Genomic DNA, 17,643 nt, shown 5'->3' with positions numbered 1-17,643 from the left:
AGAAAGAAATCCTGCTTTAAAACAGGATTTCTTTATTCATTACAAAAGACTATTTAACGTGATTTGCTAATTCTTTTTGGTATTTGGCATTTGTTTCGATTTTCTCTTTTTGCCATTTCTTGAGAGCTTCTTCGTATTCTTTAGTGGTTACAATATCGTTTTGCAACTCTAAGCCTTTGAATACAAATGGATCACCCTTGATACCAACTTGAGAGTATGCTTTTGTAAATGGCACTGTACGACTAACTGTCGGAGAACCACCTGAAGATGCTACAGGGATAAGGAGTGAGCTATCTGAAACCCATGCTTGTGCTTTGGCATATTTTTCATAGCGTTTGTTGAGATCGCTCGTTTCTGATGCTGCATCATCCAAGAGTTTCTTGTACTCATCAAGTCCAACTTGAGCCATGACTTCTGGATCTTTTCCTTTTGTGATACCCAAGTGTTTAAGGGCAGAACCCTTCTTAGCATCTAGGATATTGAGATAGGTTGCCGGGTCTTGATAGTCTGGCCCCCAACCAGTTCCATTCAAGTCATAGTCTTTTTGAGAAGGAACTTTAGCTTGAGATGTAATACTCATTTTCTCATTGTCAGTCATTTGAAGCACATCGATGACAACATTTTCAGTTCCAAGCGCTGCTTCGACAGATTGTTTGAGGGAGTTGGTTTGTTGAACAGCAATGACATCTGTCTGTTCAACTGGAATATCCAAATGGATTGGGAAGGTTACACCTTTAGATTGCAATTCTGACTTGGCTTTTTCAAAGGCAGCTTTTGCTTTTGTTGGATTGTAAATAGTGTCTTTACCATCTGTCAAAGCTACATCTTTCCATTGGTCTCCGTATGTTACTAATTGTTCTTGAGCCAATTCACCGAAGGTCTTTTCACCAACCTGAACATAGTCATAAGGTACAAGACTGGTACGGATAATCTTGTCCGCCCCTTCTTCACCATTCATCTGTGCAGAGTAAGAATGACGGTCAAGAGCGAAGTTGATGGCTTGGCGGAAGTTTTTATTGAGAAGCGCTTCTTTTGTAGAAGTCTTTTGTGCTTCATCTGTCTTTGCTGTTTTATTGTAAGACTGACGATTTACGTTGAAAGTAAAGTAATAGCTAGTGGCTTCTTGTGGACTATAAACGATCTTATCGCCGTATTCTTTCTTAGTTGAATCAAAGCTTGAGCTAGTTGGGAAGAGGCGAGCTGTCGTATATGAGCCTGACGCAAAGCTACGAATCAATGATTCTTGGTCAGAACCATCGTAGAAGGTAAGCTTGACGTGGTCAATCTTCACATTGTCTTTATCCCAGTAGTTTGGATTCTTTTCGTACTCGATCACTGATTTTGAAGTGAAGTTCTTCAAAATATATGGACCATTGTAGAGAATACCTGAAGGCGCTGCCGCACCGTAATCTTTCCCTTGAGAATTTAAGAATTCTTCATTAACAGGGAGCATAGTCGCTGTTGTCACCTTAGAATTCCAGAAGCTTTCTGGTTGGTTTAAGGTATACTCGACTGTATAATCGTCAACTGCTTTGACACCGACTGTTGAGAAGTCATTTGTTTCACCGCTAACATACTCTGCCAAACCTTTGATAGAATCTTGGATAAGAGTTAGGCCATCTGATTTACCATCTGCAGCATGCTTCAAACCTGTCACAAAGTCTTGGGCCTTGACTTCAGCATACTCTTCTCCTTCAGAAGTATACCATTTGACACCTTTACGTAGCTTGTAGGTGTAAGTCAAACCGTCCTGTGAAACAGACCAGTCTTCAGCAAGCGATGGAATCAAGTTTCCATATTTGTCATTTTCCAAGAGTCCGTCGACCAGGTTGGCGATGACATCTGATGTTGAACTTTTACTAGTAACGCTATAGTCCAATGTTGTTGGATCAATAGCATAAACATACGAAAATGTTGTTGGAGCATCTGCTTTTTTCTCAGTCTTGCCACAAGCCGCCAAAAGAAGAGCTGCGCTCATCGTTATCCCTGCTACTACGAGCCACTTTTTCGATTTCATCGGTATTCTCCTTTAAAATACTATTTTTCACCATTATACCCTATTTTTATATAAAAGCAAGGGTTTTAAGGGTATTTTTTAGAAAATTCAAACTAATATTTATTAAAGAAATTTCTACACTTATTTTAGAAAAAAACTCAAGCATCTTTGGATACTTGAGTTTATAGATTTATTTGGCTAATTCGACACTGAAGGCATCCCATGGAGCCAAGGTCTGTGTAGCTAAAGCTGCTTCTACTGAGGTATTTTCAATCAAGACAGATGTGATTGATTCTTCTACTGCAAACTCTTGCTGCTGGTTGGACAAATTGGCCACCACTAGGAAACGACGTTCTCCATCCTTACGGATATAAGCAAAAACTTTTTCAGCCGTTTCGAGAAGTTCAAAGTCAGCACGAATCAACCAGCTATTTTCCTTACGAAGTTTTACCAATTTTTGATAAGTATAGAAGATAGAATCTGGATTTGCTAAAGCTTCTTCTACATTTATCTTTACGTAATTTGGATTGACTGCAAGCCAAGGTTGACCATCTGAGAAACCAGCATTTTTTGTATCATCCCACTGCATTGGCGTACGGGCATTGTCACGACCAATCACGCGAATGCTATCCATGATTGCTTCCATTGGAACACCTTTTTCAAGAGCTTCACGCGCATAGTTGAGGGATTCAATATCTTCTACTTGCTCCAAGCTTTCAAATGGGAAATTGGTCATCCCAATTTCTTCTCCTTGGTAAATGTAGGGAGTTCCTCTCATGAGATGAAGCAAGATGGCATACGCTTTGGCAGATTTTTCGCGGTAGTCTTGGTCATTTCCCCAGATAGAGACGATACGAGGGAGGTCATGGTTGTTCCAGAAAAGTGAATTCCAGCCATCTTCAACTCCCAACTCGGTCTGCCATTTGTTGAAAATCTCTTTTAATTTCCCTACATTTAGCTCTTTTTGGTACTGCCACTTAGGTTTACCCTCCTGATACTGAAGACAGATATGTTCAAACTGGAAGACCATAGACAGTTCTTGTCCTTTAGGATCTGAATAGAGTTTGGCAATCTCTGGTGTTGCTCCCCAAGTCTCCCCTACTGTCAAGAGCTCTTTGTCGCCGAAAGTAGCCTGATTCATTTCCTTGAGATAGGGATGGAGCATAGGACCATTGTTGACAATCTTCTGATCAGGAATCTTCCCAATCATGTCAATGACGTCCATACGGAACCCACCAATCCCTTTATCAATCCAGAAATTCATCATCTCATAGATTTTTTGGCGAAGTTCTTCATTTTCCCAGTTGAGGTCCGGTTGCTTCTTGCTGAAAAAATGGAGATAGTATTGACCAGACTTTTCATCGTATTGCCAGGCAGATCCACTGAAAATTGACTCCAATTCGTTAGGTTCATCCCGCCAGATATAGTAGTCTCGCTCAGGACTATCAGGATTTTCACAAGCTTCAATAAACCAAGCATGCTCATCTGATGTATGATTGACCACCAAATCCATAATGATTCGGATATCTCGTTTTTTAGCCTCAGCAATCAGCACATTCATATCTTCCATGGATCCAAAGATAGCTGCAATATCTTGATAATTGGCAATATCATAACCATTGTCATCCATGGGGCTATCATAGACTGGAGAAAGCCAGATCGCTGTGATCCCTAACTTAGCTAGATAGTCTAGCTTACTGGTAATCCCAGGTAAATCACCAATCCCATCTCCATTGCTATCCTTAAAACTTTTTGGATATACTTGATAGACGACTGCATTGTGCCACCATTTTTCTTGCATCTTTTTACCCCTTTTAACATTCACTTTATTCCATCATAGAACTTTTATCAATTTTATGCAAGCGTTTGCTTTTTCTTTTTTTCTCACTTTTGCGACTATCTAGTTTCTAATCTTACATTTTTTTTATATAATAGAGGTCAGAGGTAAAAAAATGAAAAAACAAGCTTTTAGTTCTGAACAATATTTGAATCTACAACGCGACCATATCTTGGAGCGCATCAACCAATTTGACGGCAAACTCTATTTAGAGTTTGGGGGTAAGATGTTGGAAGATTTCCACGCTGCTCGTGTCCTTCCTGGATATGAACCAGATAACAAAATCAAACTCTTACAAGAATTGAAGGAGCAAGTTGAGGTTGTTATCGCTATTAACGCTAGCAATATCGAGCACTCAAAAGCTCGTGGAGACTTGGGCATTTCTTATGATCAAGAAGTGCTTCGTTTGATCGATAAATTCAATGAACTCGGTATCTTTGTTGGTTCAGTTGTCATTACTCAATATGCAGGCCAACCGGCAGCTGATGCCTTTCGTAATCAATTAGAGAAAAATGGTATTGACTCTTATCTTCACTACCCTATCAAGGGGTATCCGACAGATATGGATCACATCATTTCTCCTGAAGGTATGGGGAAAAACGACTATATCAAAACTAGTCGCAACTTGATTGTCGTGACTGCTCCTGGGCCTGGTTCAGGTAAGTTGGCAACTTGTATGTCTAACATGTACCACGACCAAATCAATGGTATCAAGTCTGGTTATGCCAAATTTGAAACCTTCCCAGTTTGGAATCTCCCACTTCATCATCCAGTAAACTTAGCTTATGAAGCTGCTACAGCAGACCTTGACGATGTCAATATGATCGACCCATTCCATCTCCAAACTTATGGAGAAACCACAGTCAACTACAACCGCGACATTGAAATTTTCCCTGTCCTTAAGCGTATGCTGGAACGTATTCTCGGTGAGTCTCCTTATGCGTCTCCAACTGACATGGGTGTCAATATGGTTGGTTTTGCAATCACTGATAACGTCGCTGCCATTGAAGCATCTAAACAGGAAATTATCCGCCGCTATTACCAGACAGTTCTTGACTTCAAAGCTGAGAAGGTTGGAGAAACTGCTGTGAAGAAGATTGAGCTTCTCATGAATGACCTGGGTATCACACCAGCTGACCGAAAGGTTGCTGTTGCCGCACGTCAAAAAGCAGAAGAAACAGGCGGACCTGCTCTAGCTCTTGAATTACCTTCTGGTGAAATCGTTACTGGTAAGAACTCAGAACTCTTTGGTCCAACAGCGGCTGCATTGATCAATGCTATCAAGATGTCCGCTAACATTGATGCTGAAACAAAATTAATTGAACCAGAAGTGGTGAAACCAATTCAAGGTTTGAAAATCAATCACTTGGGTAGTCGCAATCCACGTCTGCATTCTAATGAGATTCTCATCGCTCTTGCAATCACAGCTATGCAGAATCCCGATGCAGACCGTGCTATGAAAGAACTCGGAAACCTCAAAGGAAGCGAAGCCCATTCTACTATTATCTTAACAGACGAAGATAAAAATGTTCTTCGCAAACTAGGTATCAACGTAACCTTTGATCCTTGCTATCAATACGATCGTTTGTATCGCAAGTAAAAATACGAAACTCACTCCTCTTAGAGTTGGAACCTTATCATCCAGCTCTAAGAGTTTTTTATATCTTGCAAGTCTTCCACAAGCATATCTTTCAAAAAGAATTTTCATTTTAATAGAAACTGGGATAACACTTAATTTTAGATTTATTTCTAATGAATTCTTAAAAGGAGTGATACTCAATGAAAATCAAAGAGCAAACTAGGAAACTAGCCGCAGGTTGCTCAAAGCACTGCTTTGAGGTTGTAGATGAAACTGACGAAGTCAGCTCAAAACACTGTTTTGAGGTTGTGGATAGAACTGACGAAGTCAGCTCAAAGCACTGTTTTGAAGTTGTGGATAGAACTGACGAAGTCAGTAACCATACCTACGGCAAGGCGACGTTGACACAGTTTGAAGAGATTTTCGAAGAGTATGAATCAATCCTCTTCAATCTTGACTTGAACTACCTTGGCTGAGGTTGATCCATTTTCTCTACAATATCAACTTGGTGTAATAAGACTGACTGCGTCACTCTTATCTAAAACCTCAAAGCTATTCTGTGAGACATCTACCTAAGCACCTTAGTTTGGTCATTGATTTTTATTGAATATACAAAAAAGTGAACAAGATAGCATTCTGATTTCCAGAAAACTATTTAGTTCACTTTTGCTTATGATTTAATTTTTTGGTTTATTCTACCGTTACTGACTTAGCAAGGTTACGTGGTTTGTCTACGTCGAGTCCACGGTGTAGGGTTGCAAAGTAAGCGACTAATTGCGTTGGTACGACCATTGAGATTGGTGAGAGGTAAGGGTGTACGGTCGTAAGAACGATATCATCTGTATCTTTGGCAACATTTTCTTCTGCAATGGTGAGGACCTTAGCTCCACGTGCTGCCACTTCTTGGATATTTCCTCGAGTGTGGTTTGCAAGAACTGGGTCTGACAAGAGGGCCAAGACAGGTGTTCCTTCTTCAATCAAGGCAATAGTTCCGTGCTTGAGTTCTCCAGCCGCAAAACCTTCACATTGGATGTACGAAATCTCTTTGAGCTTGAGACTGGCTTCCATGGCTACATAGTAATCTTGACCACGTCCGATGTAAAAGGCATTGCGTGTTGTTTCAAGAAGATCACGGACTTTTACGTCGATCGTTTCTTTCTCTGAAAGAGTTGATTCGATAGACTGAGCCACGATAGACAATTCATGAACCAAGTCAAAGGCTTTGGCTTTTTCATTGCCATTTGCTTCACCAACCGCTTTTGCAAGGAAGGCAAGGGCTGCTATTTGGGCTGTATAAGCCTTAGTTGACGCTACGGCAATTTCAGGACCTGCATGAAGCAACATAGTATGGTTGGCTTCACGTGACAGAGTTGAACCTGGAACGTTTGTCACTGTTAAGCTTGGAATTCCCATTTCATTGGCCTTAACCAAAACCTGACGGCTATCAGCTGTTTCACCAGATTGGCTGATAAAGATGAAGAGTGGTTTCTTGCTGAGAAGCGGCATACCATATCCCCACTCAGAGGAGATACCAAGTTCAACTGGCGTATCTGTCAATTCTTCCAACATCTTCTTAGAAGCAAATCCTGCATGGTAAGAAGTCCCAGCTGCGAGAATGTAGATGCGGTCTGCGTCTTGAACAGCCTTGATGATAGCTGGATCTACGACAACTTGACCAGCCTCATCTGTGTAGGCTTGGATCAACTTACGCATCACCGTTGGTTGCTCATCAATTTCCTTGAGCATGTAGTAAGGATAAGTTCCCTTACCGATATCAGATAAGTCAAGCTCCGCAGTGTAGCTAGTACGCTCATGGCTGTTACCATCATAGTCTTGAACTTCAACGCTATCAGCTTTTACGATAACCAACTCTTGGTCATGGATTTCCATGTATTGGTTAGTTTCACGAATCATAGCCATGGCATCTGAGCAGACCATATTATAGCCATCTCCAAGACCAATCAAGAGTGGTGATTTGTTCTTGGCCACGTAGATGACATCTGGATTTTCAGAGTCGATCAAGGCAAAGGCATATGACCCACGGATGATGTGAAGAGCTTTTTTGAAGGCTTCAAGTACTGACAATTCGTCTTTTTCCGCAAATTTACCAATCAAGTGAACGGCGATTTCAGTATCTGTTTGTCCCTTGAAGTGGTGACCTGCAAGGTATTCTTCCTTGATTTCAAGGTAGTTTTCAATCACCCCGTTGTGCACCAAGACAAAACGTCCTGTCTCAGAGCGGTGTGGGTGAGCATTGTCCTCTGTTGGTTTCCCGTGAGTCGCCCAACGAGTATGTCCGATACCAGTTGTTCCCTCAACACCAGCAGTTTTAGCAGATAATTCTGCGATACGACCAACAGCCTTCACTAAATGGTTTTCAGCACCACCTAGGACAAAAATCCCCGCAGAATCATAACCACGGTATTCGAGCTTTTCAAGCCCTTGAATCAAAATATCAGTTGCATTTGTGTTTCCAACAACACCAACAATTCCACACATAGTATATACGACACAGGCTAGCTGTGCTTTCCCCTTAAAATTGGTATAGTCTAATTCTCGCTTTTCAGAATCAGCAGAAACAGTATATACTTGTTTCTTTTACTTGTCAAGAATAAAAATTGGTATAGCCTAATTATACTGATTCCACATACTAAAAATCTATCATATTTCACCTAAAGCAAGTATTTAAAAAGGGCTCTATCGTCCTTAATAACTACTATTTTGTAGCAAGCTTGTCTGCTTCTACTACTTCTTGAAAGGTTTTTTGATAATTTACTTTAATCGTCATTGTCATGTGAGAGTCCTCGTTTCTTTTTGATGAACCTAGTATAAAATCCCTTCCTAAAACATAGCTTATATTTTCCTTAGAAAAAACTAAAAGTAACTTGTGACTCAATGAAAACGAAAGAGCAAACTAGAAAGCTAGTCACAGCTTTCTCAAAGCACTGCTTTCAGTTTACCAGATAGACTAAGACCTCGTTTGAAGTGGTGTTTAAGTTTATACATTCAGTAAATCAAATTAACATAAGCATTTTTCTAAATCCCTTACCTGCGAATCCCATACAAAAAGAGCGTTTCCGCTCTTTTACTTAGTATTTAGGAGAAGGTGTTTGTTCCTGTTGAAACGTTTTTTGGTAATTTACTTTAATTGTCATTGTCATGTGAGAGTCCTCGTTTCTTTTTGATGACTCTAGTATAGGCAATAACCCTAAAAGCAAACTTAAGATTTTCTTAGAGAAAGCTTATACTCAATGAAAATCAAAGAGCAAACTAGGAAACTAGCCGCAGGTTGCTCAAAACACCGTTTTGAGGTTGTGGATAGAACTGACGAAGTTAGCTCAAAACACTGTTTTGAGGTTGTAGATGGAACTGACGTAGTCAGTATACTACATATACGGCAAGGCGACGTTGACGTGGTTTGAAGAGATTTTTGAAGAGTATTAATCTAAATGTTCTTTCTTTTCTAGATTTAGGGCAATCATATGCCACTCTGGGTCCTCCTGCCAGTTAGGAAGGGAGCTGATATAACTAGCCACCTTACGTGCTTCTTCAAGAATCGGAAAATCTTCGATAATATCAGCTACTTGAAACTCTGGTAGACCTGACTGTCTGGTTCCAAAAATCTCACCCGAACCACGCATTTTCAAATCTTCTTCTGCAAGGACAAATCCATTAGTCGTTTCCGTCATGATGCGCATGCGGTCTTTTCCAGAGTCAGTCTTAGGATTGGCAACGAGAACTGCATAGGACTGCTTCTCCCCACGACCGACACGACCTCTGAGCTGATGAAGCTGACTAAGTCCGAAACGGTCAGCATCCATGATAATCATGACTGTCGCATTTGGCACATTTACCCCAACCTCGATAACCGTTGTCGAAACCAGAATATCAGTCTTTCTCTCTTTGAAATCTTGCATAATCTGGTCTTTTTCATCACTCTTCATCTTACCGTGTAAGAGAGCAACTTTTGCTTTCCCTGCAAAATGAACCGTCAATTCTTCCGATAAAGCAATAGCATTTTTTAGGTCCAAGGCTTCAGATTCTTCAATCAAAGGAGAAATAACATAGGCCTGAGAACCTTTTTGAATTTCTCCTTCCAACCAAGTCAGGACCTGGGGCAACTGTTCATGTTTAATCCAGCATGTTACGATTGGCTTGCGTCCTGCTGGCATCTGGTCAATAATAGAAACATCCATATCTCCAAAGGCGGTGATGGCTAAGGTTCGTGGAATCGGTGTTGCCGTCATCATAAGGACATCTGGATTTTCTCCTTTTTCACGTAAAATACGCCTTTGCCCCACACCAAAACGGTGCTGCTCATCGATGATAATCAAACCGAGTTTAGCATAGTCCACCCCATCCTGTATAAGGGCATGGGTACCAATAATTACATCTACCTCGCCCTTGGCAATAGTTTCCAAAACCGTACGTTTTTCTGCCGCTTTTAATGAACCTGTTAGGAGAGCTAGTTTCAAACCAGGAAATAGACTTTCTAGACTTTCAAAATGTTGCTCTGCAAGGATTTCTGTCGGAACCATGAGGGCAGCCTGATAACCTGCCGTTACAGCTGCGTACATCGCTAGACCTGCTACCACTGTTTTCCCACTACCAACATCCCCTTGTAAGAGTCGATTCATGTGATGATCCGACTTCATATCTGTCAAGATTTCTTGCAGGCTCTTTTCTTGGGCTTGGGTCAAGGCAAAGGGTAACTTTTCTTTAACCGCAGTTAGTTTTTCTTGCGACCAATTCAGGATCAATCCACTTCCATCAACCTTATTTTCAGACTTGAGGGTCTGTAATTGCATTTGGAAATAAAAGAGCTCCTCAAACTTGATTCGACGGAGAGCCTGCTTGTATTCTGCCAAATCCTTAGGAAAATGCATGGCACGAACAGCCTGACAGCGAGACATGAGTTTGTATTTATCGAGCAAGGACTGAGGGATATTTTCCTCTATCAAGAGATCTAGACCCTGGTCAAAGGCGGTTTTAATGACTTTAACAAGGCCTGCTTGACTAACTCCTTGTGCGAGACGATAGACAGGTTGGAGATCATCCTCCACTTGGGCTAAAACCTTCATACCTGTGAGACTAGCTTTAGCACGATCCCACTTTCCAAAGACAGCCAAGGTTGCTCCTAGTTCAATCTTGTCAGCCAGGTAGGGTTGGTTAAAGAAATTGACCGCAAACACAACTTCTCCCTGTTTAAGGCTAAAGCGAAGACGATTGCGCTTAAATCCATAATACTGAACACTAGCTGGCGTTACCACCTGACCAGATAGGACAGCCTTTTCACCATCCTCTAGTTCTAGCACCTGCTTGGTCTTAAAATCTTCATAACGGAAAGGAAAGTAGAGCAAGAGGTCTTGCAGATTTTCGATTCCTATTTTGGCATATTTTTCTGCTGATTTGGGTCCCACACCAGGCAAGACATGCAAGGGTTGGTGTAAATTCATGCTACTCTCCTTTCCTTCTGTTTTTTAATAATATTCTCTCGGAATTCGATCACTGAGGAGACAAACTACCTCATAATTGATGGTTCCACGGTAAACCGCTACATCTGTTGCAGTAATCTCCTTGTCCCCGTTTGAGCCAATCAAGGTTACCTTGGTACCCAATGGATAAAGCTTAGGCAAACGAATGGTGATTTGGTCCATGGATACACGTCCTACGATGGGGCACAATTGGCCATCCACCAGAACTGAGAAATTCTGCATGTCTCGTGTCCAACCATCTGCATAACCGATTGGCAAAGTAGCAATGACTTGCTCACTGTCTGCCTGATAGGTCGCTCCGTAGCCCATACAAGCTCCAGCCTCTACTGTTTTGACATGAACGATGGCTGACTCCAAAGTCAAGGCTGGTTTTAGTTTATAAGGCAATTCCAAAACTTGTCCACTTGGATTGAGACCATACATGGAATCCCCCATGCGAACAGCATTAAAAATCGTTTCCGCATGCCATAAAGTAGTTGCGGAGTTACTAGCATGAACCAATTTTGGCACTTCTTGCAAATCATCTAGGATTCCCTTAAAACTCTCTAGCTGTTGCTTAAAGTAGCTATCTGACTCTTCATCTGCAGTAGCAAAGTGTGTAAAGATTCCCTCAACATTTGCTCCATGCTCCTTGAGTAAAGTTTGAGCTTGTGCCGCCTCGCTTGCACTTCTAAAACCAATTCGTCCCATACCTGAGTCAATTTTAAGGTGAACAGTTAAACCTGATAAGTCTGACTCTGTGGCTATGAGCTTCTGGATCCATTCCAACCCAGCCACTGTCAAGGTAATACCAAAATCCTTAGCCAATGAAAGAGATTCAACCTCAGATACTCCTAAAATAAGAATCTTCTTAGAAATTCCTGCCTGACGAAGCTCGATGGCTTCATCAATATTAGAAACGCAAAAACCATCAACATCACCCTGGATAGCTGTTGCAACAGCAACCGCTCCGTGCCCATAGGCATTGGCTTTTACAACTGCCCATTTGAGGGTATCTTGGGGAATGTGCGCTCCCATTTGTTGGATATTGTAGCGAATTGCTTCTAGATGAATAAGGGCCTTGGTTGGTCTATGTGGACTAGTTTTCATAATCTTCCTCCAAAATAACACTAGCTGTCACAAACTGATCTGTATGGCTGATAGATAGCCAAACTTTTCCTGAAAACGGGGATTTGCTGAAGTAGGGAGCACCTCTCTCATTGTTCAAAATTTCCAAATCCTGAAATCCTAGCTTTCCAATACCCGTTCCCATAGCCTTTGAAAAAGCTTCTTTAGCTGACCAACGACCAGCCAAATACTCAATCTGTCTACGACCTTTGAGACTGGCAAAGCGCTTCAATTCCTTGTCTGTCAAAACACGCTGCGCAAAGCCTTCTCTTTTTTTAACTGCATTTTGTATGGAAGCTAATGCTTCGATATCAATTCCGTGTCCAACTATCATTTTCGTCAAAAAGAGTTGAGGTTCCCCCAACTCCATCCTTTTCACTTATTTTGTTAAGGTAGTATAGATTTCTTCTACCAAGGCTACTGTGTTTTCCCATCCTAGACATGGGTCTGTAATAGAACAACCAAAGATTTCTGGTTGATTTTGGCGACCATCTGCCAAGTAAGATTCAATCATGAAACCTCGAACTGCCTTCTTGATCTTTTCATTCCAGTCACGGTTGAGCAGAGCCTGACGAACAATTCGAACTTGCTCCATATATTGCTTGCCTGAGTTATCATGGTTAGTATCAATCATGATAAAAGGATTTTCAAGCCCCATAGACTCGTAACGGCCGATAGCATCTAAGAGAGTTTCATAGTAGAAGTTTGGTTCATTCTTCCCATATTCATTCATAGCTCCACGAAGGATAACGTGGGCCAGGGGATTACCTGAAGTCTCAACTTCTTGTCCATGGTAAAGAAATGTTTGCTTGTTTTGTGCAGCATAGATGGCATTAAACATAACAGATAGATTCCCTGAAGTTGGATTTTTCATACCCACTGGTGCATCAATCCCTGAAGCTACAAAACGGTGTTCCTGGTCTTCTACTGAACGTGCACCCACGGCATGGTAGCTCACCAAGTCATCAACCAAGACTAGATTGGATGGATAAAGCATTTCATCTGCTGTAGTCAATCCAGTTTCTGTAATAACACGATAATGAAGCTGACGAACAGCCTGCAAACCATTAATCAAACTTGGTGCTTTAGAAGTATCTGGCTGATGAACTAACCCCTTGTAGCCATCTCCATTGGTACGTGGCTTGGCTGTGTAAACACGCATGACCATGAAAATCTTATCTGCAACTTTTTTCTGCAAGTCTGCCAAACGACGAGCATATTCAAGCACTGCTTCTTCATTATCAGATGAACAAGGACCAATGACTAAAATGATACGATCATCCTTACCAGATAGAATATCAGCCAGTTCTTGGTCTCGGCTTTCCTTATGTTGCAAGGCTTCTGCAGATAATTGCGTTTCCGCCTTAATCGCTTCAATGTCGATTTCTTGACCTTTTTCAATAAATGCCATACTATTCTCCTAGTCTTTGGTAGATTTCGCGAACAAGAGCTTCAGTATTTTCCCATCCTAGACATGGATCGGTGATAGATTTCCCAAAGACCTCTGGTTCATTTTGACGACCGTCTTCTAGATAAGACTCAATCATGAAGCCACGAACATATTTTTTAATCTTTTCATTCCAGTCACGGTTAATCAAGGTCTGACGAACGATGCGAATCTGATCCATATACTGCTTGCCTGAGTTATCATGGTTGGTATCAATGATGATAAATGGATTTTCGAGGCCCATCTTTTCATACTGGGCAATGGTATCCATCAAATTATCGTAGTAATAGTTTGGAATGTTTTTCCCGTATTCATTGAGGGCACCACGGAGAATAGCATGCGATAGAGGATTTCCAGTCGTTTCAACTTCTTTCCCTAGGAAAAGGAAACTTTGTTTGTTTTGAGCCGCATAAATACCGTTGAACATGACATTGAGATTTCCAGACGTTGGATTTTTAAAACCTGTCGCAAAATCTGCTCCACTAGCTACAAAACGGTGTTGTTGGTCTTCAACCGAACGAGCTCCAACTGCCATGTAAGAAATCAAGTCATCTACCAAAGGAAGGTTTTCTGGGTACAACATCTCATCCGCTGTCGTCATTCCTGTTTCAGAAATAACACGGTAATGCAGGTGACGAACCGCCTTGATCCCATTGATGAGACTAGGTGCTTCTTTGGCATTTGGTTGGTGAATCAAGCCCTTATAACCATCACCATTAGTACGTGGTTTAGCAGTGTAGACACGCATCACCATAAAGACGTGGTCTTTTACTTCTTCTTGCAGTTTTGCCAAACGCTTGGCATACTCAAGAACTGCTTCTTCATTGTCAGACGAACACGGACCAATCACTAACAAAATGCGTTGATCTTCACCACGAATAATCGCTTCAAGTTCTTGATCGCGTTGTTGTTTATTGGCAAGTGCTTGTCCTTCTAATTTAGACAAACTACGAACTTCTTCAATATTAATTTTAGGGCTTTTGGCTGTAAATACCACGATTCATCCTCCTTATAAAGCAAACGGACGCCAAGCGAAAATTCACTTTTCACTAGGCATCCGCCTGAAAATTAGTCATTCTTAATGTCGTTTACCGTGACAGTTTTTAAATTTCTTACCAGAACCACATGGGCACAAGTCGTTACGCTTAACTTGGCTAAGATCCAAATCTGCAGGAAGCTCAGCCTGTTGCGCAGCGATATTGCGAGTAGCTGTCGTACTGATATGACGCTCTGCTTGTGGACGCTCTTGTTCATGAATTTGTGCTTTCATCATCAAACGAGTCACATCAAACTCAATGGAACCAATCATATCATTAAACATACGGAAACCTTCTGCTTGATACTCAACGACAGGGTTATTCTGAGCATAACCACGGAGACCAACAGCATTACGCAACTGATCAAGAGCATCGATATGGTCTGTCCACTTGTTATCTACAACACGTAGGATCAAGACTTTTTGGAATTCTTTAACAGCTTCCTCATCACGAAGCTTAGCAACTTGACTATCGTAGACTTTCAAGGCACGTTGGTAAAGTTCATCTTTGATCGCTTGGTCTGACAAACCTTCTAGGTCTGAAAGTGAAATTGAATCTTCTGGAAGCAAGTTATATCTTGCAAAATTCAAGATAGCTTCTAGTTTTTCATCTTGTTTAGCACGCGCATGATTATCAACAACACGATTAATAGTGCGTTTAATCATTGCATGAATCTCAGGAGCCAAGTCGCGATCAGCAGTGATGACATCGTAACGTTGTGAGTAGATAATCTCACGTTGCTCACGCATGACATCATCGTATTGAAGAACTTGTTTACGTGTGTCGTAGTTGTTTCCTTCAACACGTTTTTGTGCTGCCTCAACCTGACGTGTCAACATACGAGATTTGATCGCTTCGTCTGACATATTGAGACGTTCAAAGACACCCTTCAAGCGCTCTGAACCGAAACGTTTCATCAAATCATCTTCAAGAGAAAGGTAGAATTGTGACTCCCCTGGGTCCCCTTGACGTCCTGAACGTCCACGAAGCTGGTTATCGATACGACGACTTTCATGGCGTTCTGTACCAATGACACAAAGTCCACCAAGTTCACGAACACCTTCACCAAGCTTAATATCAGTACCACGACCGGCCATGTTGGTCGCGATTGTAACTGCACCACGTTGGCCAGCATTCATGATGATTTGAGCTTCTTTGTAGTGGTTCTTGGCATTCAATACTTCGTGAGGAACTCCTGCAGCTACCAATTTTTTAGAAATATAATCACTGGTTTCAACAGCAACAGTACCTACCAAGACTGGTTGACCTTTTTGGTAGCGAGCTTTTACATCTTCGACAACAGCCTTAAATTTAGCTTCAAGACTAGCAAAAAGTAAATCCGAATGGTCGATACGTTGAACTGGACGGTTTGTCGGGATTGGAATAACACGAATATTATAGATTTCGCGGAATTCTTCTTCCTCTGTCTTACCAGTACCTGTCATCCCTGACAATTTCTTATACATACGGAAAAGGTTTTGGTAGGTAATAGAAGCTGAAGTCTTGGTTTCATCTTGGATTGGCACACCTTCTTTGGCTTCAATCGCTTGGTGCAAACCATCAGAATAACGACGACCTTCCATAGTACGACCTGTAAATTGGTCGACAATCAAGATTTCCTGCTCTTCGCTGACCACATAGTCAATATCAAGAATCATGATGTAGTTAGCACGAAGGGCATTGTCGATAAAGTGAGTCAAGGCTACGTTTTCGATATCGTAGAGATTTTCTAGTTTGAAGTAACTTTCAGCCTTGTCAATACCAGAATCAGATAGACCAATTGTCTTAGACTGAATATCAATGATGTAGTCATCCTTATCCAAAGACTTCACAAAATGGTCCGCCATATGGTAGAGTTGGCTAGTTTCAACTGCATTGGCTCCTGAAACGATCAAAGGAGTACGAGCTTCGTCAATCAAGATAGAGTCAACCTCATCTACCAAGGCATAGTTAAGCGGACGTTGAACCATATTCTCCGCACGAACAACCATGTTATCACGAAGATAATCGAAACCAATCTCTGAGTTTGTTGAATAAGTGATATCACACTCATAAGCTTCTTTTTTCTCCATTGGAGATTTGGCTGCCAAGTTGATCCCTACTGACAAACCAAGCCATGAGTACAACTCACCCATCTCAGTCGCGTCACGTTCTGATAGATACTCATTGACCGTAACTACGTGTACACCTTTACCTGAAAGGGCGTTAAGGTATACTGGCATAGTCGCTGTCAAGGTTTTCCCCTCACCAGTACGCATCTCAGGAACGTCACCATGGTGAAGAACGATCCCCCCCATAACCTGAACCTTATACGGGAAAAGACCAAGAACACGCTTAGCTCCCTCGCGTACAACAGCAAACGCCTCATACAAAAGTTGGTCAAGAGTCTCACCATTTTGATAGCGTTGTTTGAATTCTTCTGTTTTTGCTTTCAATTGCTCGTCTGTTAACGCAGCCATTTCATCTTCATATTTGAGGACTTTATCAGCCATCTTTTCTAGGCGGCGGAGTTCCCCTTTATCATTTTCGATGATTGTTTTTAGTAAATTTGCCATTTTTTTCCTTACTTTAAATTCTGAATATTTTAGAATGTTCTTTTTATTGTAGCATATTTGCCCAATTTTTTCAAGAAATATTCCGTTTTCCCTTAGGGCAAAAAAGGACTAATCATCAAGATTAGTTCCTCTTAAAATTCCTACTCTTAGTTTCATTTTTCCCTAATTTAAACTTCTACTTAACTCAACATTGAGAAACGAAACATCCTTCAGTTATTAGGCACTAATTTCCTCAGTTTTCTCAAGGAAGATTAGCCTTCTTCTTTTCCAACTTTAGTTTTTTCATAAATTTTAGACCAGTATAAACGATCCAGTCATTGAGTAAGGATAAAAAGACTAAAACTATCCATATCAACCACCTAGCTAAATCCTTGGGTTCTAGTAAAATAAAATTAAATAAGATTAGCGAAAAAAGAGTGAAAGCTAGACTAAACAAGGCCATGAGAGGGAAATAAATCCAGTAAAAATAGTAAAGGAGTGAAAAGTGTTTTCTTCCTGGTCGTGCCTTCCTTTGCCAACTAAAAAATAAAAAATAGGGCACTAAAATCAACAATTGTAGCAACTTCTCCATCTCATCACCTCCAGAACTG

At 41.2% G+C, this 17,643-nt stretch carries 12 protein-coding genes; 3 read left to right on the top strand and 9 right to left on the bottom strand.

The window, feature by feature from the left end:
* Positions 1–49: 49 nt before the first annotated feature.
* Positions 50–2,017, bottom strand: a complete 1,968-nt coding sequence (locus ACESOD_RS04290; protein ID WP_373094212.1) for a peptide ABC transporter substrate-binding protein — start codon at positions 2,015–2,017, stop codon at positions 50–52.
* A gap of 169 nt (positions 2,018–2,186) precedes the next feature.
* Positions 2,187–3,797 carry a glycoside hydrolase family 13 protein gene (locus ACESOD_RS04285; RefSeq protein ID WP_373094210.1) on the bottom strand — a complete coding sequence of 537 codons (1,611 nt, stop codon included), beginning with the start codon at positions 3,795–3,797 and terminating at the stop codon, positions 2,187–2,189.
* Positions 3,798–3,948: 151 nt separating this feature from the next.
* On the opposite strand from ACESOD_RS04285, the gene ACESOD_RS04280 reads away from it, so the two are divergent.
* Positions 3,949–5,433 (top strand): DUF1846 domain-containing protein, encoded by a 1,485-nt coding sequence (locus ACESOD_RS04280; protein ID WP_373094209.1) that lies wholly within the window; start codon positions 3,949–3,951, stop codon positions 5,431–5,433.
* Between the two features lie 179 nt (positions 5,434–5,612).
* Complete coding sequence (locus ACESOD_RS04275) at positions 5,613–5,888, top strand: hypothetical protein (RefSeq protein WP_373094207.1); 276 nt, start codon at positions 5,613–5,615, stop codon at positions 5,886–5,888.
* Positions 5,889–6,102: 214 nt separating this feature from the next.
* Here ACESOD_RS04275 and glmS read toward each other — a convergent pair whose 3' ends face one another.
* Positions 6,103–7,911, bottom strand: a complete 1,809-nt coding sequence (glmS, locus tag ACESOD_RS04270) for a glutamine--fructose-6-phosphate transaminase (isomerizing) (RefSeq protein ID WP_373094205.1) — start codon at positions 7,909–7,911, stop codon at positions 6,103–6,105.
* 752 nt (positions 7,912–8,663) lie between these two features.
* On the opposite strand from glmS, the gene ACESOD_RS04265 reads away from it, so the two are divergent.
* Positions 8,664–8,834, top strand: a complete 171-nt coding sequence (locus tag ACESOD_RS04265; RefSeq protein ID WP_045762824.1) for a hypothetical protein — start codon at positions 8,664–8,666, stop codon at positions 8,832–8,834.
* Positions 8,835–8,852: 18 nt separating this feature from the next.
* Here the strand turns inward: ACESOD_RS04265 and recG are convergent, their stop codons facing one another.
* From recG to secA, 6 genes are all read right to left on the bottom strand, one after another.
* Positions 8,853–10,868: an ATP-dependent DNA helicase RecG gene (gene recG, locus ACESOD_RS04260; RefSeq protein ID WP_373094203.1), complete on the bottom strand. Its 2,016-nt coding sequence runs from the start codon at positions 10,866–10,868 to the stop codon at positions 8,853–8,855.
* 24 nt (positions 10,869–10,892) lie between these two features.
* Complete coding sequence (alr, locus tag ACESOD_RS04255) at positions 10,893–11,996, bottom strand: alanine racemase (protein WP_373094201.1); 1,104 nt, start codon at positions 11,994–11,996, stop codon at positions 10,893–10,895.
* Entirely contained in the window at positions 11,986–12,348 is a 363-nt protein-coding gene (acpS, locus tag ACESOD_RS04250) for a holo-ACP synthase (RefSeq protein WP_373094391.1), read from the bottom strand. The genes alr and acpS overlap by 11 nt, the downstream gene beginning before the upstream one ends.
* A gap of 45 nt (positions 12,349–12,393) precedes the next feature.
* Positions 12,394–13,425, bottom strand: coding sequence for a 3-deoxy-7-phosphoheptulonate synthase (locus ACESOD_RS04245; protein ID WP_373094200.1), 1,032 nt, complete (start codon positions 13,423–13,425; stop codon positions 12,394–12,396).
* A 1-nt stretch (position 13,426) separates the two neighbouring features.
* On the bottom strand, positions 13,427–14,458 hold the full coding sequence (locus ACESOD_RS04240) for a 3-deoxy-7-phosphoheptulonate synthase (RefSeq protein ID WP_373094199.1): 1,032 nt from the start codon (positions 14,456–14,458) through the stop codon (positions 13,427–13,429).
* An 81-nt stretch (positions 14,459–14,539) separates the two neighbouring features.
* A complete protein-coding gene (secA, locus tag ACESOD_RS04235; RefSeq protein WP_373094197.1) occupies positions 14,540–17,053 on the bottom strand; it encodes a preprotein translocase subunit SecA in 2,514 nt (837 codons plus the stop codon).
* Between the last annotated feature and the right edge of the window lie 590 nt (positions 17,054–17,643).

Origin of the sequence: Streptococcus oralis (genome assembly GCF_964238205.1) — a bacterium.
Lineage (GTDB): Bacteria > Bacillota > Bacilli > Lactobacillales > Streptococcaceae > Streptococcus > Streptococcus oralis_CZ.
The sequence above is the reverse complement of the archived record's forward strand: the minus strand, read 5'-3'. Positions and strand labels throughout refer to the sequence as shown.